This window comes from Gracilibacillus dipsosauri (genome assembly GCF_003176895.1).
Lineage (GTDB): Bacteria > Bacillota > Bacilli > Bacillales > Amphibacillaceae > Gracilibacillus > Gracilibacillus dipsosauri.
Genome location: NZ_QGTD01000003.1, coordinates 51932 through 74560, shown reverse-complemented (window position 1 = coordinate 74560; position 22629 = coordinate 51932). Strand labels below are relative to the sequence as shown.

Here is a 22629-nt window from a genome sequence, read left to right as displayed (position 1 = left end):
CTTACATGTGCTTTATGCATAAATTTGCGCAAAAAATATGGTATGTTTGCACAAATAAACACCAAAAAAATATTGAAAGCGTTTTATTTTCCTGTTATGATATTCGTAATTAGTAATAATTATTTACTAAAATAACACTAAATATTTACGTGTTGAGGAGGAATGGAAATGAGAGGGAAATCAAGTTGGTTAGGAAAAGGATTATTAGCTATGGTATTGATTGTATTATTGTTGTCAGCTTGTAGCTCTGATTCAGGTGGCTCATCCTCAGGAGGTTCTAGTGATGGAAAGGTACAGCTAACGATGACGGCATGGGGGAACCCAGCGGAAATCAAAGTATATCAAAAAGCGATTGATGCGTATCAAGAAGATAATCCAGATGTATCTATTAAATTAATACCAGGACCTGGTGATACGTATAAACAAAAATTATTAACACAGCTTCAAGGTAGTCAATCACCAGATCTGTTCTATGTTGGTGCTGAATACATGTCCCAGCTAATTGAAACAGGCCGTGTAGCAGAATTATCTGAGTTTTTGAATTCGGATGAAAGCTTTGTAAAACCAGAGGAATTTGCAGAAGGTTTATGGGGTGCCGCTAAGAAAGAGGAAGAGATCTACGGTACACCAGTGGATTCCAATCCAATGCTTCTGTATTACAACAAAACGGTATTAGAAGAGGCGGGCTTAGATCCCAATGAGCCACAGAAATTGTATGAAGCAGGGGAATGGAACTGGGAAAAATTTGCTGAGATAAATAAGCAAGTGACCGAATCTGGAAAATATGGCTTTGTCGCAGAAAATACTTCCTCCCACTTGTTTAGCTGGGTTTGGACAAATGGTGGAAAAATGTATGACGAAGAAGGAAATATCATCCTACAAGAAAATGAGAAGGCACAAGAAGCTATTGCTTATTTAAATGAAAATGTTTCAAATGGCAACTTTAAGTATGCGGGATCCTTACCTGAAGGACAGGGACCTGATGCCATGTTTATGTCCAATCAGACAGCCTTTGCAGCAGCAGGACGCTGGTATACACCGATGTTTAGTGAGAATAAAAACCTCGAATTTGATTATATTCCATGGCCAACGAATACAGGAGAAAAAATGGAGCCTGCTGTCATAGCAACAGCCTATTTATCTACGACGACGGATTCAGATAATTTAGAAGAAGCGAAGAAATTTCTCTCTTTCTATACCTCTGAAAAAGGCCAGAGAGCAAGGCTTGAAGGAAACGGAAATGCCGTACCATCTATTGCTAGTGTGGATGATATTATCGAAAATGCTGAAGTTCCAGAACATTCAAGTTATTTGATCGATGCTCGCGATATTGGAAAAGTGGAAGCAAATCAATCCGTTATTCCAGGACTAGACCAAGAAGTGATCGATATCTTTGATTTAATGTTTTTAGGTGAACAAACTCCAGAGGATACGATTACAAAGGTTTCTGAAAAAGCTAAGTCTATGATTGAGGATTATAAGAATCAGTGATGGAGTAGGGTGTCCTGCTCCTCCTTCCATATAATTTAAAAGAGGTGAGCAACATGCGAAAAAATAATGCCTTATGGGGGCTGGCTTTTTTAACACCACAGTTGATAGGTTTAATTTTCTTTGCAGTTATTCCACTCGTTTCTGCATTGGTTTTAAGTTTTATGAAATGGGATGGTTTTGGGGAGAGGTCATTTGTAGGACTTGATAACTTTATCTATCAATTTACGAATGCAGATTTTTGGACGGCAACCTATAACACGATATTATATACCGTTCTTACTGTACCATTTGGAATTCTATTGTCTATGCTACTTGCGATTGCTCTGAACAAAATTAAAGGAAAAGAGATCTATCGCTTGTTTTATTTCATGCCAGTTGTGACAAGCTCTGTTTCGATTGGGGTTATTTGGATGTGGATTTTAAATGGAGACCTGGGGATTCTTAATCAAGTTTTAGCCATGATCGGTATTAATGGCCCTGACTGGTTAACTAATACGAATCTTGTCATGATTTCCATTGCCATTTTAAGTATTTGGTGGCAGCTTGGCTATAATATGGTGATTTTTCTAGCAGGACTTCAAGGGATTTCCAAATCTTATTATGAGGCTGCGGAGATCGACGGAGCCTCTAAATTTCAGCAATTTCTTAAGATTACTCTCCCAATGCTGTCACCGACTACTTTTTTTGTCACGATCATGGCAATTATCGGTTCTTTCCAAGTGTTTGATCAAGCCTTTGTTATGACAAATGGAGGTCCAGGTAAGGCGAGTTATACGATGGTATTTCACATTTATGATAATGCTTTTGTAGATTTTCGTTTTGGCGAAAGCTCTGCAGCAGCGATGATACTGTTCGTAGTAATCCTTATCTTTACTCTTGTTCAATTCAAGCTTCAAAAAAGGTGGGTCCATTATGAAGACTAATACACAATCCATCAATCAAGTGATACCAGTGGCGAAGACAAAGAAAAAAATCGCACCATCTAGAATTCTGTTACACATTGCCTTAACAATTGGCGCGATAATTATGGTTTTTCCTTTTTTATGGACGATTAGTAGTTCATTGAAGGACATGTCTCAAATATTCGCCGTACCACCTGTTTGGATACCAGACCCAATCGTTTGGTCAAACTATGTTGATTCTTTTACGGCCATGCCATTTGGAAGAGCTTATTGGAACAGCTTTTACATTACGGTAGTTGTCGTGGTCGCCCAGCTTTTTACAGGGTCTATGGCTGCCTATGCATTTGCGAAGCTCCGTTTTCGCGGTTCTGGCTTATTGTTCATCCTGTTCCTAGCAACTATGATGATTCCAAAACAGGTAACGATGATTCCTTTATATTTAATTATGGATAAGATTAATTGGCTAGATACTCATTTAACGCTCATTGTGCCTGGAGCATTATTCAATGCTTTTGCGGTCTTTTTATTACGCCAGTTTATCAGAGGGATACCGAAGGAGTTAGAGGAAGCAGCAGTGATGGATGGTGCCAATCCATTTCGCATCTATTGGAGTGTGATCTTGCCGCTGATACGTCCTGCATTAGCTGCAGTCGGTATCTTTATCTTTATGGGGACATATAACAATTTCATTGACGCATTAATCTATTTGTCCACACCGGAAAATTTCACCGTTCCATTATTGCTTAACAATTTCAAAGGTTTATATGTTACAAATTGGTCCTATATGATGGCAGGAGCAACGATATCGGTAGTGCCAGTTATTATCGTTTACCTCTTTGCACAACGACATATTATCGAAGGTGTAACACTTACAGGTATAAAAGGTTAGATACTATATGCTCTAGGTTAGCCCCACTATGCTAGTAAAGGATAGTGGGGATTTTCTATCATTAGTCATATAAGATTGATAAGTTATACAAAGGCTGACAGATGCGAGCCATCGGTGGTAGGAGGAGAAATCTATACTGATGGAAGTCTCACTATATTGTTACAAATCTATCAACTGATCCAAAAGTCATCTATTCCTCTCGTTAACTTCTAATAGGTAAGTAAGTTATCAAAGATTAGTGTTATACTAATAGGAAGAGAAAAACATATATTAGTGAGGTTGTTTATATGGCTACGATAAAAGATATTGCATTACGCTCCAACGTATCAGCAACAACCGTTTCTAGAGTGTTAAATAATGATCAAACATTATCGGTTGCACCTGATACAAGAAAGCGTATTCTCGAAACAGCCAAGGAGCTTGGCTATAAAACGGTGAGAGAGCGAAGATTCGAGCAGCAATCAGCAGAAAAAACGAATCAAATAAAAATAGGAATTATTTTATGCCAATCACTAGAGGAGGAATTGAACGATCCTTATTTTCTTCCAATCCGACAAGGTATTGAAAAGGAATGCTTACAGCACGGAATCCATGTTACCGAGCTGTTCCGGATTAAATCATTTCAAGCAAGTCAGTTAACAGACGATTTCGATGGTTTAATTATCGTAGGAAGGTTCAGACCAGAAGCTATTCAAAACGCAAAAGAGAAAATAAAAAATATTGTCTATATTGACTATGCACCAGATGAAGAGACGTTTGATTCTGTTGTCATTGATTTTGAAGTAGCGACAAGTAACATCATTCATCATTTATTTCAGAATGGCTATCAACAACTCGGTTTTATCGGAGGAAAGCAATTAGAGCACACTTATACTGGTTATACCAATGTAGAAGACCCTCGAGAGAAAACCTTCAGAAAGATGATGGAACAGTATGGAACCTATAATCCCAATCATGTTTTTATAGGAGAATTTACGATTTCGAATGGATATCAATTAATGAAAAAGGCGATCAATAGAGGAGACTTACCAGAGGCCTTTTTCATTGCAAGTGATCCTATGGCAATCGGTGCGTTAAGAGCCATTCAAGAGGCGAATTTGCGAGTGCCTGAGGACATTGCGATTGTAAGCTTTGACGATATTGAAATGGCCCAATTTACAAGTACGCCGTTAACTACCATTAAAGTCTATACAGAAGAGATGGGGAGAACAGGCGTAAAGCTTTTATTGGATAAAATTAATGGAAGAAATCTCCCATTAAAAGTAGTCGTTCCAACAAAGCTTGTCGTTCGAGATAGCTGTGGAAGTAAATTAAATAGAGTCTGAGACGCAAAAAAAGAGTCGAAGAATAAATCGACTCTTTTCGCTTAGGGCATATATTAAATTGTCTTTTTTAAGACGAGATCCTCATGGCTTTCGTTTGCCGTTAATCCACTAATGATTCCCATTACAGCAAAGGCTGCTACAGAACTGAAGAACATCGCTAGATAGATGTTGCCAATGATTTCATAGGATGTGAAGATAACATATAAGCTGGCCCCAGTAATGAGAGCAGCAATCGCTCCATAGTTATTCGCCTTTTTCCAAAAGTAGCCCAAGGTGATTGGTGCAATGATACCAGAGATGATCGCTGAGAAACTAAACTGTATTAGAAAGGATAGAGAATCTGGGCGCTCCAAGGAAAAATATAAGGAGAGTAGCCCAACAAAGATAAGGGATCCCTTCGCGACATTTAGTGATTTTCTTTCTAATTCCTTTTCAGCTATTTTTTTCGATGAAAGAATTGGTGCTAGCACACGGTAAAAGTCATTCCCAATACTAGTCGTCACCCCTAAATAAAGACTATCCGTACTAGAAAGTATAGCCGATATAATCCCAACGATCATAATTGCTGCAATAATACTAGGGAATGATTCTAGTACATAGACTGGGATGGCTGCATCGACACTTTCCAAGTTGGGAAATAATACTCTTGCTGCAAGCCCGCCAATGACCATAAGTGTGGAAATAACACATAACACTAAACCAGCAGATAGGGTAAATGGAGCTAATTCCTCCTCTGTCTCGATCGATAGCACCTTGTTTAATAAGTGTGGCATTAAAATAAAACTAAATAGTAAAAATTGAACAGCCATGATGGCCAGCACACTATTGTAAGGACCATCTGCACCAACAGCACCAGTTAAATTCGGATCGATGGCATTCAGCCCATCCGTTAATTTGCCAAATACACCAAGGCCTCCCCCTATAGTCCAAAACAGGGAGATAACGATTAGAATGGAAGTAATCGCCATTAAAATTCCTTGAATACCATCTGTAATCATTTGAGCATAAGCCCCACCAAGACCGATATAAAGAATCGTAATCGTTACCCCTATAATAATTCCCCAGAAGTAGGGAATGCCGATCACTGTTTCAAAGATGGTAGCAAGTCCGACATTTTGTCCTACAATATAATAGACATTAAACAGGATTAAAATCGTAACAAGCACTTGTAGTGCTCTCGAGTTATATCGTTTCCCGAGCCATTCAGGCAGTGTGGATACTCGACCGAATTTCTTGCCATAGCGCCAAAAGGTCTTCGTGAATAACAATAGGGCCACCCATGAAACACCGAAGCATCCAAGTGTATACCAAAGCACAGATGTACCATATTGATAAGCTAAGCCTGGTACACCAATGAATAAATTTGCACTAGAATAGGATGCGGCAAAACTAGCCCCTACAAGCCAAGGATTCACCTTTCCTCTGGCTGTTGCAAATCCATTCATTGATTTACTATGAGCACTACCTCTTTTTCCAATCCATGTAACTACACCAAAATAAACAACTAATAAAATAATAACAGTCCAAAGTAATAAACTAGAGCTTGCAAGCATAATCTATTGTTCTCCCTTCTTTGAATAAATAATCTTCCATAAAATTAATCCAAGAATCCAAAATCCAGCAACGAAAATAAAGTATGTTAAAATCAATTGGTTTCCTCCTTTCTATTCGATTGAGCGAGGCTTAAAAAATGGTAATACGTGTTGGTTGATCTCTTCATAGGAAATCTCTACTTCCTTTTGGTATGCTAAATCCTTTTGGTCTACCCATAAATGAGTTAGCATTGATGGTCCTTCTTCTAGCGCGACAACTCCCACTACATAGGGGGTTCTCTCCTGCCATGCAGGGTGTCCTGCTCGTTGTACGACACTCCATGATTTGATTTTTGCTTTTCCTGAGGCTTCACGCCAAACAAGCGAAGTCCCAAAGCAGTATGGACAATGGTGACGCGGGTAAAAAATCCACTTATCGCATGACTGACACACTTGAAGGCTTAGCTTCTTTTGCTTCAGATTATCCCAAAAAGGCTGACTGATTGGGGTAATCGTAGGCTTTGGTAATGATATATTTGGTGCTGAACTCATTGTTCTCCTCCTAACACTAGTGCCGTTGTTTCACTTAATGTTGCTCCATTTCCTGTTACGAGTGCCCTTTTTGCATGAGCGATTTGCCTGTTTGCTGCCTCACCACGAAGCTGAATAACTGCTTCAATCACATGAGACATTCCTCCGGCTAAATCGGCTTGTCCGAATCCGAGCTGACCACCGTGTGTATTCAAAGGATAATCTCCATCATGACCGAAGCTATGCTTTTGGACAAAATCACCGAATTCCCCTGGCTTACACAGCCCCGTACTTTCTAATGTCACCGCAACAACGCTTGTGTAGCAGTCATATAAGGATAAAAGGTCGATGTCCGAGATCGCTATTTCTGCTTGTTTTAATGCATGTGGAATGCAGTAACCAAACGGCAAAGCATCAATTGCTGGAGCCTGACTCACCGCTCGATGTGTAATTTTTTCTCCTGCACCTTTTAGATAAACAGGTTTATTTTTTGCTTTTTTTGCTTTTTCCTCAGAGGTAACAATCACAGCAGCACCACCTGCCACAGGCATGACGATTTCCAATAAATGGAGAGGGTCCGAGATAATAGGAGAATTTAAAATATCCTCTACCTCCAATGGCTTTCCGTAAAAAATGGCGTTGGGGTTAAGCTGTGCGTTTTTTCTTGCCCAATAGGCAATTTGGGCAAAATCCTCTTGTTTCGAGCCATAAACCTCCATGTGCTGGCGCTTTAGTAAGGCATAGGAGGTATTAGCTCCTGATGCACCAAAAGGAACATCAAATTCTCGAATGGGATTTCTGTTAGGGGAGCGCAATGCTTCACCTTTTTCATTTTTGTTAGCTAGCACACAAAGGACGGTTTCACACATTCCTGCTTCAATTGCTGCAGCAGCACGCCATACCATTCCAGCACCTGTTGCCCCACCTAGATCCACCGTATTGGACATCGTTGGTTCTAGCCCAATATATTCTGAGACTGTTGCTGGTACATGCTGAGGTGTTTCGCCAACCTGTGGTCCAACGAGTAATCCGTCAATATCCTCCTTCGAAATACCAGCATCCTTTATTGCTAATAGAGCTGCTTCTGTTAGGAGACTAAGGGTTGTTTTTCCTTCAGAGTATCTCGTAGGCTTTAATTCGCCGACACCGATGATTGCACCTTTTGGTCTTTTCGTCATTAGAAGCACTCCTTTTCCGTTAATCTCGTAAAGTGTCGTAAACTATGCGGGTTGCTTAGTGATGCTTTATTTTTTACTTCTTGTCCAATCGATTCTGTTTTGGCAGCACCTTCTACTTTCTTTCCGTTAATTGTGTAGGGAATTTCATCTACTAGAAAAATTCGCTTCGGTACGTGTCTTGGGGAGGCCTTTGAACGAATTTGCTGGCGTATTTCTTGCGCGAATTCCTTCGTTAATTCATCCGCTACGATACATAGGACAATTTCCTCATCATTTTCACAAGGTAATCCAAACACGATGGAATCTTTAATTTGTTCGATTTGTTCGATAATTCTGTAAATTTCTGCTGTACCTATCCGAACACCGCCAGGATTTAAGGTCGTATCTGCACGTCCATAAATAATAAAGCTTTGGTCAATTGTTTGTTCCGCAAAATCTCCGTGTGTCCAAATTCCAGGACGCTTGGAAAAATAATTGTCACGATAGCGTTGATCACCATTTTCTCCATAGAAGGTGAGCGGCTTGCTTGGAAAAGGCTGTGTACAAACTAAATCTCCCTTTTGTGCAAAGACAGAGGCACCACGCTCATCTAAAACATCTACTGCCATCCCGAGTGCTTTACAAGTAATTTCACCACGTTTAATCGGGTGAGCGATTGTTCCCATCACGAAGCAGCCCATAATTTCTGTTCCACCAGATATTGAAGCAAGGTATAGATCGTCTTTGATCGTTTCATAAATCCAATCATATTGCTCTGCTGCTAATGGTGCACCACATGAAAGAATACTTTTCAGTCTGGGTAAAGAATGGGTTTCTTTAAGATGAACACCTGCACGCATTAAGGTATCTAAGTACTTAGGACTTGTGCCAAAATGAGTTAATCCAACTTCCTCGGCAATATCCCATAGATGGGTGAGCGATTCTTTGGTGATCGGTGAGCCATCATATAATAAAATGGATGCATCACTTGCTAAGCCAGAAATAAGCCATGGATACATCATCCATGCAGTGTTGGAATACCAAAATAGGACATCATTAGGTTGAAGATCACTGTGTAATTGATGCTCCTTTACATGCTGTAATAACGTTCCGCCTGTTGAATGAACAATGGCTTTTGGTAAACCTGTTGTTCCAGATGTATAGAGAATATAAAGTGGTTGATCAAAAGGAAATGACTCGTATTTAGGTTTAGTAGCACGATTATCGAGCAATTGATCCCACGAAATAGTTTCTGCTGATACTGTGTTAAGTTTTCCTGTAATGGTCACGATTTTTTCAATACTTTTCATTTGGTTACAAACATCTGTGATCTTTTCTGAAATTTGATAAGACTTTTGCTTATATTGATAATGTAAGGCAGTGATAAGAAGCTTCGGATTGACTTGTCCGATACGGTCCACCATTCCTTTTACACCAAAGTCTGGAGAACAAGACGTCCAGATTGCACCAATGGAAACTGTCGCAAGTACAGCCACTAATCCATCAAGGTTATTTGTCGTTACACCTGCGACACGATCTCCTTTTTGAACACCTAAATCGATTAAACCTCTCTGTGCTTTCGCGACGAGTGTTCGTAGCTCTCCCATTGTGACAGAACGTGTGACACCAGTCTCATTTGCCTCATAAACAGCTATTCTTTCATCCGGTCCACGTAATAGATTTTCGGTAAAGTTAAGTGTCGCTTCTGAGAAGAAGGTGGCGTCTGCCATCGACTCAGCAGGGGTGTAAATGGTTTCTCCTTTATTTCCAATCACTTTTGCATAATCCCAAACATGGGACCAAAAATCGCCGATATGGGAAATCGACCAGCGATGGAAACGATCATAAGGAAAAAGAGACTGCCCACAAAATTTGGCAAATGCTTGTATATGTGAAGCTTGGATTTGTTCTTCTGTTGGTTCCCACAAATAAGGGGATTGATTTAACAAACGGGTACTCATGAAAAAATCTCCTTTCTAATTGGATACTTCTATTAAAATAGCGCCACCTTGGCCGCCACCACCACAAAGAGAAGCAATACCAAGCCCACCTCCACGTCTTTTTAATTCATGGGCAAGGGTTAATACGAGACGAAGACCAGTGCCACCTAGTGGATGTCCAATAGCGATAGCACCACCGTTGACATTCACTTTACTGTAATCGATGTTTAGTTCACGACAGCTTGCAATCACGACACTAGCAAATGCTTCATTGATTTCGAACAAATCAATATCATCTATTGTTAGATCGTTTTTTTGGAGCAATTGCTCAATTGCTTTTGCTGGCTTTGTTTGTAAGCTCGTGTCAGGCCCTGCTATTTCTGTCCAATCCATGACTTTAGCAAGTGGCTGTTGCCCTAGTTCTTTTGCCTTTTGCTCCGAGGTGATGATTCCAAAGCTTGCCCCATCTGTCATTTGGGAGGCATTGCCTGCTGTAATCGTTCCATTCTTCGTAAAAGCAGGGGAGAGGCTCGCTAACTTTTCAAGACTAGTATTCTCACGGATGCCTTCATCTTTCGCTAAGACATTCTCAATCGGTGCAATTTCTGCTTGAAACAATTTGTCTGTTTGAGCTCTAGCTGCTCTTTGTTGAGATAGAAAAGCATATTCATCTTGCTCTTGGCGGTTAATTTGATAGATTTGATTGTGCTTCTCTGTTAATACACCCATCGACTGATCACTTAGCGCACACCATAAACCGTCATGTAATAGGCTGTCTGTTAACTCCGTGTTCCCAATTCCTGTACCGAGTCTAACGGGAATGGTATGAGGAGCATTTGTCATCGAATCAAATCCACCTACCACATAATAATCTCCTTCATTTAACAGAATTCTTCTGGAAGCATCTGCAATCGAAGCAAGCCCCCCCAAACAGACATTATTTAAGGTAATAGCTGGAGTCGAAATATCGATGCCAGCTTGATAAGCAACCTGCCTTGCGGAATTCTGCCCCGCTCCTGCTTGGATTACTTGTGCTAGAATGACGCCATCTGGATGGTGTGCTTCTGTATTTTTTTGAATTAAGGCATGTAAGGCAGAAGCTCCTAATTCTGTTGCTGAATAGTTTGCCAATCCACCCTTCCATTTTCCAAAAGGTGTTCGGTTTCCGTCGAGAAGAATAGTCCCCATTGTCTTTAACTCCTTTTAAGTGAAATAAAAAAAGTCCCTCTATAAAAGATAGAGAGACTTTGGTCATCATGATCCGCTCTCTTATCTTTCTAAGCATAGCTTAGATGGAATTGGCACCTGTATTAAGTAAATACCACTTAATGGTTGCCGAGGCTTCTAAGGGCCAGTCCCTCCACCTCTCTTGATAAGACGTTATTTTGTATATAATTCCGAGTGAATTACTTTAATATTAGATTTTTAATATGCTTAACTTTAGCATTTGATGCTAGGTATGTCAATGGTTAATTAAGGGAATTATCAGGGATTTTTTTGCAAGCCCTTTCGTTTTTAACTTCCACCTATCTGTTGTACAATAGAAATATATTTCGAGTATCGAAAAAAAGGAGTAAGATAAATGCAACTTCTAGAAAAGGAAGTAAAAAAAGAAAAAATATGGACGAAGGATTTTGCCCTCATTTGTATGGCAAATTTTTTTATATTTTTAGGCTTTCAGATGACACTACCAACCATTCCTTTATTTGTGCAGCACCTTGGTGGAAATGATCAAATGATTGGAATTATTACTGGTGTGTTTACCTTTTCAGCATTGTTATTTCGTCCGAATGCAGGGCATTCCCTAGAATCCGTAGGGAGAAAATTTGTGTACATGCTAGGCTTAGGGATATTTGTTCTATCTGTTGGTTCATTTGCTTTTATTTCTAGTGTTATCCTGTTATTTTTTATTCGTTGTGTTCAAGGAATCGGTTGGGGCTATTCGACAACAGCTACTGGCACTATTGCAACAGATCTCATTCCACAGAAGCGAAGAGGAGAAGGGATGGGCTATTTCGGTTTATCTGGTAACATTGCACTGGCTATCGGTCCAGCTCTTGGTCTGTCCCTATATGGAGTCACCTCCTTTACGGTGTTGTTTTTAATCGCGTCAAGTCTTGGAATCATTGCCTTTATTCTCTCTACTCAGATTACATATAAAAAAGTAGAATCCCGTGAGAAGATAAAAAAAGCTAGATTTGATCTTTTTGAAAAGACAGCCCTACAGCCATCGATTCTATTATTTTTTATTACAACCGCATTTGGAGGGATTGCTTCTTATCTACCTTTATATACAGAGCAGGAGGGCATTGCTGGCATTGAGGTCTACTTTCTTATTTATGCACTTTTCTTAATGATTACTAGAGCCTTCGCTGGTAGATTATATGATCGTTATGGACATATCGTCGTTTTCCTACCGGGAACCTCCTTGATTCTTATCGCCATGCTATTGTTATTTTGGTTACCCAATTCCTTCATCCTGTTTTTAGCTGCAGCACTTTATGGATTAGGCTTTGGTACCGTTCAACCAGCATTACAAGCGTGGGCGATTGATAAAGCAAGCACCAATCGAAAAGGGATGGCAAATGCTACTTTTTTCTCGTTTTTTGATCTTGGTGTAGGTATTGGCGCCATTGTATTCGGACAAATCGCTTTCTTATTTGATTATGATTATATTTATTTAACTGCAGCATTTTCTATTTTCTCATCGATGGCCATCTATTTAGGCTTGCTAGTACGATTAAGATTTGTTAGTCGTCCACATTAAAGCAAAAAGCAATGGCGTCATGAAGACAGTTATGATACGATTTAGCTAAAAATAGAGGAGGAATCTATGGTGATAAAGGGAATTGGTCATACAGCTTATTTTGTGCGGGATATGGAAAGATCGTTAAGCTTTTATTGTGATGTACTAGGACTGGAAAAAGCGTTTGAACTCCATAATGAACAGGATGAACCTTGGATTGTCTATCTTAAAATTAGTGAACGGCAATTTATCGAGCTTTTCTACCATGGGAAGGATGGCACTCTTCAACCAGAAAATGCTGCTGGTTATCATCATCTATGCTTAGAGGTGGAGGATATTCACCAGATAGCGGATCACTTGAACAAGAAAGGCTGGCCATTAGATGTGGAGCCTACAAAAGGTGTCGATCACAATTACCAGTGCTGGGCAACAGATCCTGATGGGAATAGGATTGAATTCATGCAACTAATGCCAGATTCTCCACATCTCAAAGGAAAGTAAAGAGGGATAAAAAATGCATGAGTTAATACAGTTATATAAGGATGTATATGGAGATGACACATTAAGCGCTGTTCTTTCCCCATTAAGGATATGTCCATTAGGTGCACATGTGGATCATCAAGGCGGTATCGTGACAGGACTCGCTTTAGATGAAAATGTAGAGATGGTTTTTTCTGCAAGTGATGATGGTTATGTTCGGATTCAAAGTGCTGATTTTCCTGATGAAGAGTATTTCCATATTGATCGTGTCCCGGAAATGCTACCAGGCTCTTGGGGAAATTATGCACGAGGTGCAGTGCTTGCCTTAAGCAAGGATCAGAAATTAACGACAGGTTTTCGTGCCGTAATTAGTGGCAGGCTACCAATTGGAGGATTAAGTTCCTCCGCTGCTGTAACTACCGCCTATTTATTGGCACTATGTCATGTGAATCAATTGAATGTAAAAAAGGAGGACCTCGTTTACTATAGTCATGATGTAGAAACGAGCTATATCGGGCTAAAAAATGGGATTCTTGATCAATCAGCGAATTTATTAAGTAGGAAAGGGCATCTCTTGACTGTTGATTGTAAAATGGGAAATCATCAGTTAATGGATAGACCTAACGATATGCCTGAATTTGAGGTGATCGTTGTCTATTCAGGTGTTAGTAAGTCTTTAATTAGTACAGACTACAATAATCGAGTGGATGAATGTCGGGTTGGTGGTTGGCTTTTACAGGAATTAGGTACGCTTAATCAAACGAATCTTGCGGAGGTTAAACTTCGTGATATTCCAGATCAAATTTATCACACATATCGAGATCAAGTTCCTGGTAGATTTCAAAAAAGATTGGACCATTACTATTCAGAACAGGAACGAGTAATAGAAGGGATCAAGGCTTGGTCAGCTGGGGACATTCATCGATTTGGTCAGCTAATGTTTGCTTCAGGTCAAAGCTCGATCGATCAATATGAATGTGGTTGTCCAGAGCTCGTTACGATTTATCAAATTTTAAAGGAATTAAATGGTGTTTATGGTGCAAGATTCAGTGGAGCAGGCTATCGAGGTTGTTGTATTGGATTCATTAATCCTAAATATAAGCAGCAAATCAAACATGCGATCGAAACGATCTATCCAACACAGCATCCAAAATTTAAAGATCAGTACAAGGTTTATTTTTGTGAAATTGGTGATGGAGCAAGATTGATAGAGCAAGTAGAAGAGGGGTGACAATGATGAAAGCAATTATATTAGCAGCCGGTTATGCAACAAGGCTTTATCCACTCACAAAGCATACGGCAAAACCTTTACTAAAGATCGGGAAAAAAACGATTATCGATTACATTATCGATAAAATAGATGATGTACAACTAATCGATGAAGTGTTCATTGTCACGAATGCTCGATTTTATCAAGATTTCTTAACATGGGCAGATCGGTATAAAGGGAAAAAGAAAATTATAGTCGTCAATGATCAAACAACCTCTAATGAAAACCGCTTAGGTGCGATAGCAGATCTTCAATTCGTATTAGAGGAAAAAGAAATCAATGATGATCTATTAATTTTAGCAGGGGACAATTTATTCGAATTTGCTTTAACCGATTTTATCGATTATTTTTTTGCTAAAGGAACGGATTGTATAACTGTTCACTCATTGGGTAGCCTAAAAGAGTTACAGCATACAGGGGTTGTCGAAGTGGATCAAAGCGGAAAGGTGTTGTCATTTGAAGAGAAGCCTAAAATACCAAAATCAAGTCTAGCGGCTCCACCTTTTTATCTATACAAAAAAGAGACAACCCCGCTCATTAAACAATATCTGGAAGAAGGAAATAATCCAGATGCACCTGGTCACTTTATCCCATGGCTTATTAGACAAAAGGATGTTTATGGATATACTTTTGAAGGGAAAAGGATCGATATTGGCACATTAGAAAGCTATGAAAAAGTGAAGCAAATATTTCAATAAGTGGATGTTGGAAGGAAGTGTTCCATAAATGAAAGGTGTAGTAGCGATAAATCCTGGGGGAGCTGATCAACTAGCATATGTAGAGAGACCGAAGCCAACAATAGAGGAAAATCAGCTATTAATTGAAGTACATGCAACAGCCATTAATCGAACAGATATACTTCAACGAGAGGGAAAATCAGGCTATGCGACGAATCCTATTATAGGAATTGAGGTAGCGGGAGTTGTCGTGGATTCCTCTGATCCTCAGGTTTCAACTGGAGAGCGTGTAATGGGACTTGTTAATGGTGGAGCCTATGCGGAATATGCGATTATGCCAGCGAAACGGGCGATCAAGATTCCTAACTCCCTATCCTTTGAAGAGGCGGCGGCCATTCCTGAGGTATTTTTAACGGCATACCAAACCTTATATTGGATCGGTAAGCTGCAAGCGAGCGAATCAGTTCTTATCCATGCAGGGGGAAGCGGAGTTGGAACTGCTGCGATTCAACTAGCCAAACAGTTAAGCAAGGCCCAGGTGCTGGTAACAGCAGGATCTGCCAATAAATTAAAGGTATGTCGAGAGCTTGGAGCCGACGTTACCATCAATTATAAGGAACAAGACTTTGAAGAAGAAGTGAAAAAAGAGACAGATGGAAAAGGTGTTTCCTTAATTTTAGATTTTATTGGAGCCAGCTATTGGGAGAGAAATTACCAAAGCATTGCGGTCGATGGAAGATGGGTTTTAATTGGTGTGCTTGGTGGTAGTACTGTGGAAAAGGTTCGACTTATGGACATCATGGCAAAACGAGTTCAACTAACGGGGACATTACTAACACCTCGTAGTGATGTATACAAAGCAGAGCTGTCAGAGGATTTTTCATCAAGGGTCCTACCACTATTCGAAAATGGACGTATTCAACCAATTATCGATACGGTATTTCCTATAGAAGAGGTACAGAAAGCCCATGAGAGAATGGAAGCGAATCAGAATATCGGGAAGATTCTATTGAAGGTGAGATAATTTTTTGCATATTGCTAGCACGAGCGCGCACGTGATGTGCGCCTCGTTACTATTTTACTAATTGGTCAGAAGGTATCTTCCAAATTGCTTTACCAGAAGTAAATGGGTTCGAGAAATGTAATTCATACGTATCAGATGTAGGGACATCAAACGGGATTTCACCACGTAGAGTACCGCCTGGCTCAATTGATCCGTCTAACTGTGCTTTTATCCCTTCTGTCAGAAAGGTGGTACTATATGCATAACCCTCACTATCTTTTAACTCGACGTTTATGATGGATGAAATAACCTGTTCTTCCTCTGTAGTATTCTCAGCAGTCAAATTAACAACAATAAATTGGTCATTTTGTGGCTGATCAAATTCTCCACCTGGTTCAATTCTTGCTTCATTTAACGTGAGTTTTACACCATCAAAATCAACAGTATCACCAATAGAGAGATTTTGTGTTTCTGGCGCTTCTTTCTTCTCCGTAGTTTCGTTACTATTTTCTTCAGTAGACTCATCAGTTGTTTTTGAATCTACTTTTTCAATTTCTGATTCTCCACATGCAGTTAATAAAAAAACAAAAAATAATACCATTGCGATATGAAATAATTTTTTCAATGTACTTTTACCCCCAAAAATTTATGCTACTGATTCTTTCTTTTCTTGTTTGTCTTTTCTGAATAATCCCATAAACCCTGCAATAATTATTAGAATAGCAGGAACTAAGTAGAACATTGAAATACTGATGATACCTCCAATAGCAGATATTATTAATAAAATGCCACCAGCTTTGGCCTTCGATTTAACAAGAACGGATCCAACAATGGCTAAAGCAGAGAAGAAAAATGCTAGCCAACCTAAGGCTGTTATTTCACTTGTTCCATCACTGCTGAATGCAGCATCGATTCCTCCAACGAATAGTGCTAAAATAGCACCAATAAAGCCAAAAAAGCCACCTATTAATCCTAGAACAAATTCTGTTGTTCTCTTCATATTTAGTCCTCCTTTTTTTATTTTTATCAAAATCACTTTCAAATAAGTAATTATGATTATAACAAATTACTGTTTACCCAGGCTTTCACTCTCTAAGTCATACTAATTGCGTATGCCACCCTTATTATTATAGTTATATAAACCTAAATATTCAAGAGTGTTTCATGATATTATAGACCTATAATGATTAGAAGTGAAAGAAATGGCATATCTTCTATCAAAGAAAGACAGAGAAATAAATATAAAAAATAGAACTACCATAAAATTGGAGTTCTATTCTACCATTCTTTCTTTTTTGACCATTATCTATATTTATCTTGCATGAAAGTTAAAGTCTCCTATTTTGCCTTACCTTATAAAACACTCTCCATATGGTAACAGCCAATCCTGTGATAAAAATGATCGATAATAGAACCATGGCAGCAGGGTAGAGGCCGAATGCGTCGGTTGTGGTTGAACTATTATTTTGTAAAGCTGGAACAATAAAGAACAACCATCCAATCCCGAGAACAGGAACGATTTGAGGGGTGAGTCTTGCATAAAATCTCCAAGCCGGTTGTTCTTGTCGTTTAGCCACCCATTTTCCGCTTCGTAGGACTCCTCTTATCCCCAGAACTAACCAAATCACTGTAAGGAAACCGATTGAAAGGTCAATAATTGTTGGGACAGGGGCTTTTAATTCTGGTTTTTGTTCCTCTGTTAGTTGAATAATTCCTGAACTAATTTCATAAGCGTGCTCAAGTGTAGGGGTAAAGCTATTGAGTAAAACTGCTACAGCGTAACCGCTACTCGGCACGATATCTTGTTGTGCTTGATAAGTCGTTAACGCACCACTATGCGATAGACGGGCAGGCTTTGTATTGGAAGAACTTAAGGACCAGCCAAGTCCATATTTCTCACTCTTAGGTTGTGAGGAATAGGATTCATCTAATAGCTTTTGTGATAATAGCTGTTCTCCTGCTTGGTTTTTCCCCTGGTTCGTATGCATCGATAGCCATTTTCCCATATCTGATGCTGTAGAAACTACGCCTCCTGACCCCATGAACATTTTTTCAAGCTCTTTCCAAGGTATGGCAGTTCCGTAAGCAGTTACATATCCTTTAGGTAATCCTTTTACAAAATCCCCAGAATTTACAGCTGTAAAGGAATCATGCATCCCAAGTGGTTGGAAAACTTGCTGGTTAAGATAATCTACAAAATCCATACCACTTACTTTTTCTACTAAAAAAGCTAGGAGCCAGTAATTAGGATTGCTATAGGCATATTTCGTTCCAGGATCTGACTGAAGCTTCCAGTCCTGTAGCCGTTTTACACCTTCCTTTAACGTATTAGCAGGTGCGACAATCGTTGGATTCGGTAGACCTGAAGTGTGACTTAAAAGCTGTCGTATCGTTACATCTTTCCATCTGGGATCATCGAGTTTAACCGTTGATAGATATTTTACTACTGGCTCATCTAACTGAATTTTACCTTGTTCCACTAGTTGTAATACAGCAAATGCTGTAAATGTTTTCGAAACAGAACCAATTCTCATCAACGACTTTTCTGTGATGGGATTGCCATCAGAATCGTGACCATATCCTTTTTCGTATACTAGCTTACCGTCCTTTACGACTACAATTGAAGCTCCAGGAAGTCCATTTCTTTCAAGGTAATTGGTCACATATTGATCCACTTCTGATGTATTGAAGGACTCAGACGCTAGAACGAGTAAAGGTTGATTCCACAAAATAATTAATATTAAAAGAAAACCTATTTTCTTACACATATCGTCCACTCCCATGGTCATTTATTCTTTGCTAACTCCCATTCACAGATGATTGACAGCTGATCCTGATCTAAACGTCCAGAAATGGTCCCATTCATTTTTTTCATTAAAGCTTTGGCAATCGACAAGCCGAGTCCAGTGCTTTTGCCTGAACGGGACTGATCTGCCATATAAAATCGGTCAAACATTCGCTCGATATCCTTATCCGTTAATGAAGAGGCGTCATTTATAACTAGTAATCTTACTTTTGATTCTTTTTCTTCTAAACTAATCATAATAGTGCCATCTGAGTGGGTTATGGCATTGGAAATTAGATTTTCCATCACTCTCGTAACGGCTATTTCATCAGAGATAATGAATATATCCTGTTTTGGCAAATGAAGGATGGGTTCCATCCCTTTTTCACTAAAACGATCATAAAAGCTCATTAAGATATCAATGGTAAGGTTTCTCAAATTGATTGTTTTTGTTTCTAGTAGATGGTCCTTTGATTCGATAATGCTTAGCTCGAAAAAGTCATTTAACAATGCTTCCAATCTTTTGGCACGATTTTTTGCGGTGGTTAACCATTCTTTTTTTTCAAGATCTGTAGCGTTGTTGGATTCAGCCATCTGAATGTATCCTAAAATAGAAGTTAATGGTGTTCGTAAATCATGCGACATATTCGCAATTGCCTGTTGCTGCTCGTTTTCAAAATGAACTCTTTTTCTATACTCGTTCATGTACAAATCAATAAGCTTATTCATTTCGAATGCGAGGTTTTCGATATCTTGATCGAAAAGGGCTAAATCGATTTTTTTATTAGTTTTTCGATTACGATAGATTTGTAGCTGTTTGGTTAGCTTTTTCACTTCTTTTTTAAAAGCAATGAAGCGACTGAGTAAATAAATAGTTACACATAGTATAATGATGGTTACAACTAACATCTTCCCACCCGCTTACCTTTCATTATTTGATTTCTTTTCGGTTAAAAACAAACATTCCCCCGCTAAGGATGACAATTAGTGATATGATGGCAATGACAATCGATTTTAGAATCTCACCGGTGGTCATAGAATAGTGGAAAACTTCACTAAATTGATAGAAGAAGCTATTCTCGTACAACAGCTGAATAACTGGATAGGTTAGAAATTTTTCGATGATAAACATTATAATGGATAATAACAGTGTAAAAATAATGGTTTGTCCACTATCTCCTGTACCAATAGCTATCCATAACACAACTGCTGTAAAACAAAGAAATTGTAATGTAAATAAACTAAATGCTCTTCCTAGATACGTGAAATTGGAAAGGTTTATAAGGTCCCCGTGGCCAAATAGTAAGACTAAAATAATTGCTGTCAAAAGTGGTATTAGTATGGTCACGATAATAGAGCCAAGTGAAAAAACAAGATATTTCGCCATATAAATGTAGGCTATATGATGACCACTTATTATTTGGTTTTTGATTACACCGCTTTGTGAAAACTCGGTTGAGACATGAAAACCAGCTAATGCACTGACGATGAAGCTAAACAGTAATGGTAAGGTAAAAGCCGATAATGCATTTAGTTCACTTAATTGTGCTCGATCAAACTCTGTTCCCGATAATTGCCACCAGTCTGTTATCACTAGAGAATGTAACAGTGTACTTAATCCTGTTATGATTATAATGAGTAACCAAAGCGTTTTGCTTTGTACTAATTTGAAAATTTCGACCCTGATTAAATTAGTCATGCTCTCCCCCTCCTATAAGCATGGAAAAATAGCCTTCCAGACTGTCCCCATTTTGTGAGAGATGCTGTATTACAAGCCCATTGTTTGTTAATGCACGCGAAACGGTAACGACATCCTCAAGATAAGCGTATAGTTTAATGGACCCATCTGGCATTACCTCAAAATCGTTCGTGGCTAATGTGTTTTCCAATACTGTAGCCCCTAGAGCTGGGCGATCGACTTTAATTCGTAAATGCTGTCTGCATTTTTCGTCCAGTTCTTCTGAGGAGAGTTCTTCTAACCGTTTTCCGTCATGGATGATACAGAAACTCGTTGCTAACTGATGGAGCTCACTTAATATGTGGCTTGAAATTAAAACCGTCAGTCCTTTTTCGCGATTTAATTTCTTTATTAATCTTCTCAGTTCGACAATTCCCATAGGGTCCAATCCATTAGTTGGTTCATCAAGAATTAAGAATTCTGGATCACTTAATAATGCCATTCCAAGCCCAAGCCTCTGCTTCATTCCAAGGGAAAAGTCCTTCACCTTTTTCTTACCAGTCTCCTTAAGATCCACAAGCTCTAATGTTTGATAAATACACTCTTTTCCAGGAACACCTTTTTGAAGTCTTTGGACCTCCAAGTTTTCAGTAGCAGTCATATTTGAGAACAGGGCTGGATTTTCGATAATCGCACCAATTCTTTTTTGTGCACTTCTTAAATATTTTGGATTATCGTTTCCAAATAACTCGATAGATCCACTTGTTGGAAAGGTGAGTCCAGTTACTAACCGTAACATCGTTGATTTTCCTGCACCATTCAAACCAATGAATCCATAAATTTCTCCTTTTCTGATCGTAATATCAATATCCTTCAGTGCGAAATGATTTTTGTACTTTTTGGAGAGTTTGTTGGTTCTTAAAATGTATTCATTCATCATGATTAGCCTCCCTGTCTCTACTAAAAATAGTATAAACATTAAACCATAAGAAAGGCTTAAGATAAACCTTAAGAAAACCTTAAGATTTCAGTCGATATCCCATTCCCCAAATAGTTTCTATATATTCTTCTTCTGGATTCGCCTTACTGAGCTTATGCCGTAAATTACTCATATGGACATTTATTGTATTATCATCCCCATGATAAGGTTCGTTCCATACACTTTCGAATAAATTCGATTTTGAAAAGACCTTTTGGGGAGATGACAAAAGAAGGGTTAATATCGCATATTCACGGACTGTCAAAGGTAGAGTAATATCATTCACTATTACTGATTTGGCATCTAAATCAATCTGGATATCTTTATACATCAACTTGCTTCTTCTATTTGTTTTATGACTATATCTATATCTTCGTAATAGTGAATCAATACGGGCAGATACTTCTTCTACATCAAATGGCTTTGAAATAAAATCATCTGCACCAGCTCGAAGACTATTAATTTTTGTCTTTTGTTCATTTTTTGCTGAAATGATGATGACAGGAATAGATCTCTTAAACATGATTTCTAGGATTTCTTCTCCATTCATGCCTGGAAGCATTAAATCTAGCAGTACCAAATCCCATTTTTGCTTATCTAAATAGATCATTGCCTCTGTACCAGAATAAGCAGGTTGTGGGAAATAGCTGCTTTTTTTAATAATTTTGCATAAAAGCTGGTTAATATCATTATCATCCTCTACTACTAATATGTTAATGTGCTGGTCCACTTATGTTCCCCTTTCTTTTTACTAAGAAAATCATTTATATTTCAGCTTCAGTTTACCATGATAAAATAGAGAAATCTCTAGAAAAGTAATGATGCCATCAACTGGATTTTGGAAGCTGAGTATTGTTAAGCAAGCCCTTACTTTTCTTTTAATGAAAGGAATCATACTCTGGTGAACATTTTTTGTTTTCAGATATGTTTATAATACCTTTGCAGTTATAATAACATTGTCACTATAAAGATGGAGGATTTAATGGGGGATATTGGAAGTGAGTTATTGTTTATTTGGGACCGAGTAAATGACTGGTTAAAATTTGGAGAGACTAAAAACACTGGTATTTTAATATTTTCTGGTGCTACTATTGCAGCATTGATGAGTGTGTTAGGATCTTCTTTAAAAATTACTATAGAACGGAAAATAGGAATTTATACAGATATAGGCTTTCTTATATAGCCTGTCTGTTTACAATTTACTCGTTTATTCCAAATACGGAAGAAAAATTTTAAAAGTTGGA

22 protein-coding genes and 1 riboswitch are annotated in these 22629 nt (G+C 38.6%); of the genes, 10 read left to right on the top strand and 12 right to left on the bottom strand.

The features are described from left to right. Nucleotides 1–168 precede the first annotated feature (168 nt). The 4 genes from DLJ74_RS01665 (at nt 169) to DLJ74_RS01650 (ending at nt 4607) form a co-directional block, all read left to right on the top strand. Entirely contained in the window at nt 169–1491 is a 1323-nt protein-coding gene (locus tag DLJ74_RS01665; RefSeq protein ID WP_109983074.1) for an ABC transporter substrate-binding protein, read from the top strand. A gap of 53 nt (nt 1492–1544) precedes the next feature. Continuing rightward, nucleotides 1545–2414 carry a carbohydrate ABC transporter permease gene (locus DLJ74_RS01660; protein ID WP_109983073.1) on the top strand — a complete coding sequence of 290 codons (870 nt, stop codon included), beginning with the start codon at nt 1545–1547 and terminating at the stop codon, nt 2412–2414. Beyond that, complete coding sequence (locus DLJ74_RS01655) at nt 2404–3282, top strand: carbohydrate ABC transporter permease (protein WP_109983072.1); 879 nt, start codon at nt 2404–2406, stop codon at nt 3280–3282. Before DLJ74_RS01660 ends, DLJ74_RS01655 begins: the two co-directional genes overlap by 11 nt. Nucleotides 3283–3569: 287 nt before the next feature. Next, nucleotides 3570–4607, top strand: a complete 1038-nt coding sequence (locus tag DLJ74_RS01650; RefSeq protein WP_109983071.1) for a LacI family DNA-binding transcriptional regulator — start codon at nt 3570–3572, stop codon at nt 4605–4607. A gap of 53 nt (nt 4608–4660) precedes the next feature. On the opposite strand, the gene DLJ74_RS01645 is transcribed toward DLJ74_RS01650, so the two are convergent. The 5 genes from DLJ74_RS01645 to DLJ74_RS01625 all read right to left on the bottom strand — a co-directional run bounded on the left by DLJ74_RS01645 (nt 4661) and on the right by DLJ74_RS01625 (nt 10955). After that, on the bottom strand, nt 4661–6160 hold the full coding sequence (locus DLJ74_RS01645; RefSeq protein WP_109983070.1) for a sodium:solute symporter family protein: 1500 nt from the start codon (nt 6158–6160) through the stop codon (nt 4661–4663). A gap of 111 nt (nt 6161–6271) precedes the next feature. Further along, nucleotides 6272–6691 carry a Zn-ribbon domain-containing OB-fold protein gene (locus DLJ74_RS01640; RefSeq protein WP_109983069.1) on the bottom strand — a complete coding sequence of 140 codons (420 nt, stop codon included), beginning with the start codon at nt 6689–6691 and terminating at the stop codon, nt 6272–6274. Then, nucleotides 6688–7848, bottom strand: a complete 1161-nt coding sequence (locus tag DLJ74_RS01635; RefSeq protein WP_109983068.1) for a thiolase family protein — start codon at nt 7846–7848, stop codon at nt 6688–6690. Before DLJ74_RS01635 ends, DLJ74_RS01640 begins: the two co-directional genes overlap by 4 nt. Beyond that, nucleotides 7848–9788, bottom strand: a complete 1941-nt coding sequence (locus tag DLJ74_RS01630) for an acetoacetate--CoA ligase (RefSeq protein ID WP_109983067.1) — start codon at nt 9786–9788, stop codon at nt 7848–7850. The genes DLJ74_RS01635 and DLJ74_RS01630 overlap by 1 nt, the downstream gene beginning before the upstream one ends. Nucleotides 9789–9803: 15 nt before the next feature. Continuing rightward, nucleotides 9804–10955 (bottom strand): acetyl-CoA C-acyltransferase, encoded by a 1152-nt coding sequence (locus DLJ74_RS01625; RefSeq protein WP_109983066.1) that lies wholly within the window; start codon nt 10953–10955, stop codon nt 9804–9806. 78 nt (nt 10956–11033) lie between these two features. Continuing rightward, a riboswitch (SAM riboswitch) is annotated at nt 11034–11146 on the bottom strand. A 203-nt stretch (nt 11147–11349) separates the two neighbouring features. Here DLJ74_RS01625 and DLJ74_RS01620 point away from each other — a divergent pair. The 5 genes from DLJ74_RS01620 (at nt 11350) to DLJ74_RS01600 (ending at nt 15964) form a co-directional block, all read left to right on the top strand. Then, nucleotides 11350–12534, top strand: a complete 1185-nt coding sequence (locus DLJ74_RS01620) for an MFS transporter (RefSeq protein WP_109983065.1) — start codon at nt 11350–11352, stop codon at nt 12532–12534. A 69-nt stretch (nt 12535–12603) separates the two neighbouring features. Beyond that, nucleotides 12604–13014 (top strand): VOC family protein, encoded by a 411-nt coding sequence (locus DLJ74_RS01615; RefSeq protein WP_109983091.1) that lies wholly within the window; start codon nt 12604–12606, stop codon nt 13012–13014. Between the two features lie 13 nt (nt 13015–13027). Beyond that, nucleotides 13028–14224: a GHMP family kinase ATP-binding protein gene (locus DLJ74_RS01610; protein ID WP_109983064.1), complete on the top strand. Its 1197-nt coding sequence runs from the start codon at nt 13028–13030 to the stop codon at nt 14222–14224. A gap of 5 nt (nt 14225–14229) precedes the next feature. Next, nucleotides 14230–14961, top strand: a complete 732-nt coding sequence (locus DLJ74_RS01605) for a nucleotidyltransferase family protein (protein ID WP_109983090.1) — start codon at nt 14230–14232, stop codon at nt 14959–14961. A gap of 28 nt (nt 14962–14989) precedes the next feature. Further along, a complete protein-coding gene (locus DLJ74_RS01600) occupies nt 14990–15964 on the top strand; it encodes an NAD(P)H-quinone oxidoreductase (RefSeq protein ID WP_109983063.1) in 975 nt (324 codons plus the stop codon). A gap of 49 nt (nt 15965–16013) precedes the next feature. Here the strand turns inward: DLJ74_RS01600 and DLJ74_RS01595 are convergent, their stop codons facing one another. From DLJ74_RS01595 to DLJ74_RS01565, 7 genes are all read right to left on the bottom strand, one after another. Beyond that, a complete protein-coding gene (locus tag DLJ74_RS01595; RefSeq protein WP_054861061.1) occupies nt 16014–16568 on the bottom strand; it encodes a DUF4352 domain-containing protein in 555 nt (184 codons plus the stop codon). Between the two features lie 21 nt (nt 16569–16589). Then, entirely contained in the window at nt 16590–16943 is a 354-nt protein-coding gene (locus DLJ74_RS01590; RefSeq protein WP_109983062.1) for a DUF4064 domain-containing protein, read from the bottom strand. Nucleotides 16944–17271: 328 nt separating this feature from the next. Next, the gene (locus DLJ74_RS01585; RefSeq protein WP_109983089.1) at nt 17272–18711 is read right to left on the bottom strand and encodes a serine hydrolase domain-containing protein; all 1440 of its coding nucleotides are present in this window, start codon (nt 18709–18711) and stop codon (nt 17272–17274) included. A 17-nt stretch (nt 18712–18728) separates the two neighbouring features. Further along, nucleotides 18729–19637, bottom strand: coding sequence for a sensor histidine kinase (locus DLJ74_RS01580; protein WP_054861060.1), 909 nt, complete (start codon nt 19635–19637; stop codon nt 18729–18731). Between the two features lie 22 nt (nt 19638–19659). Beyond that, nucleotides 19660–20427 (bottom strand): ABC transporter permease, encoded by a 768-nt coding sequence (locus tag DLJ74_RS01575; protein WP_109983061.1) that lies wholly within the window; start codon nt 20425–20427, stop codon nt 19660–19662. After that, nucleotides 20420–21343 (bottom strand): ATP-binding cassette domain-containing protein, encoded by a 924-nt coding sequence (locus DLJ74_RS01570; RefSeq protein ID WP_109983088.1) that lies wholly within the window; start codon nt 21341–21343, stop codon nt 20420–20422. The genes DLJ74_RS01575 and DLJ74_RS01570 overlap by 8 nt, the downstream gene beginning before the upstream one ends. Before the next feature lie 82 nt (nt 21344–21425). Beyond that, nucleotides 21426–22115 (bottom strand): response regulator transcription factor, encoded by a 690-nt coding sequence (locus DLJ74_RS01565; RefSeq protein ID WP_109983060.1) that lies wholly within the window; start codon nt 22113–22115, stop codon nt 21426–21428. A gap of 252 nt (nt 22116–22367) precedes the next feature. Here DLJ74_RS01565 and DLJ74_RS01560 point away from each other — a divergent pair, with 252 nt between their 5' ends. After that, nucleotides 22368–22568 carry a hypothetical protein gene (locus DLJ74_RS01560; RefSeq protein WP_054788537.1) on the top strand — a complete coding sequence of 67 codons (201 nt, stop codon included), beginning with the start codon at nt 22368–22370 and terminating at the stop codon, nt 22566–22568. Nucleotides 22569–22629: the final 61 nt, after the last annotated feature.

What these genes read in the sequence shown, in the direction of transcription:
- DLJ74_RS01560 (WP_054788537.1), top strand. Translation starts at nt 22,368, where the DNA reads ATGGGGGATATTGGAAGTGAGTTATTGTTTATTTGGGACCGAGTAAAT.
- DLJ74_RS01635 (WP_109983068.1), bottom strand. Translation starts at nt 7,848, where the DNA reads ATGACGAAAAGACCAAAAGGTGCAATCATCGGTGTCGGCGAATTAAAG.
- DLJ74_RS01610 (WP_109983064.1), top strand. Translation starts at nt 13,028, where the DNA reads ATGCATGAGTTAATACAGTTATATAAGGATGTATATGGAGATGACACA.
- DLJ74_RS01640 (WP_109983069.1), bottom strand. Translation starts at nt 6,691, where the DNA reads ATGAGTTCAGCACCAAATATATCATTACCAAAGCCTACGATTACCCCA.
- DLJ74_RS01645 (WP_109983070.1), bottom strand. Translation starts at nt 6,160, where the DNA reads ATGCTTGCAAGCTCTAGTTTATTACTTTGGACTGTTATTATTTTATTA.
- DLJ74_RS01590 (WP_109983062.1), bottom strand. Translation starts at nt 16,943, where the DNA reads ATGAAGAGAACAACAGAATTTGTTCTAGGATTAATAGGTGGCTTTTTT.
- DLJ74_RS01650 (WP_109983071.1), top strand. Translation starts at nt 3,570, where the DNA reads ATGGCTACGATAAAAGATATTGCATTACGCTCCAACGTATCAGCAACA.
- DLJ74_RS01580 (WP_054861060.1), bottom strand. Translation starts at nt 19,637, where the DNA reads ATGTTAGTTGTAACCATCATTATACTATGTGTAACTATTTATTTACTC.
- DLJ74_RS01585 (WP_109983089.1), bottom strand. Translation starts at nt 18,711, where the DNA reads ATGTGTAAGAAAATAGGTTTTCTTTTAATATTAATTATTTTGTGGAAT.
- DLJ74_RS01625 (WP_109983066.1), bottom strand. Translation starts at nt 10,955, where the DNA reads ATGGGGACTATTCTTCTCGACGGAAACCGAACACCTTTTGGAAAATGG.
- DLJ74_RS01600 (WP_109983063.1), top strand. Translation starts at nt 14,990, where the DNA reads ATGAAAGGTGTAGTAGCGATAAATCCTGGGGGAGCTGATCAACTAGCA.
- DLJ74_RS01655 (WP_109983072.1), top strand. Translation starts at nt 2,404, where the DNA reads ATGAAGACTAATACACAATCCATCAATCAAGTGATACCAGTGGCGAAG.
- DLJ74_RS01605 (WP_109983090.1), top strand. Translation starts at nt 14,230, where the DNA reads ATGAAAGCAATTATATTAGCAGCCGGTTATGCAACAAGGCTTTATCCA.
- DLJ74_RS01575 (WP_109983061.1), bottom strand. Translation starts at nt 20,427, where the DNA reads ATGACTAATTTAATCAGGGTCGAAATTTTCAAATTAGTACAAAGCAAA.
- DLJ74_RS01620 (WP_109983065.1), top strand. Translation starts at nt 11,350, where the DNA reads ATGCAACTTCTAGAAAAGGAAGTAAAAAAAGAAAAAATATGGACGAAG.
- DLJ74_RS01570 (WP_109983088.1), bottom strand. Translation starts at nt 21,343, where the DNA reads ATGAATGAATACATTTTAAGAACCAACAAACTCTCCAAAAAGTACAAA.
- DLJ74_RS01630 (WP_109983067.1), bottom strand. Translation starts at nt 9,788, where the DNA reads ATGAGTACCCGTTTGTTAAATCAATCCCCTTATTTGTGGGAACCAACA.
- DLJ74_RS01665 (WP_109983074.1), top strand. Translation starts at nt 169, where the DNA reads ATGAGAGGGAAATCAAGTTGGTTAGGAAAAGGATTATTAGCTATGGTA.
- DLJ74_RS01660 (WP_109983073.1), top strand. Translation starts at nt 1,545, where the DNA reads ATGCGAAAAAATAATGCCTTATGGGGGCTGGCTTTTTTAACACCACAG.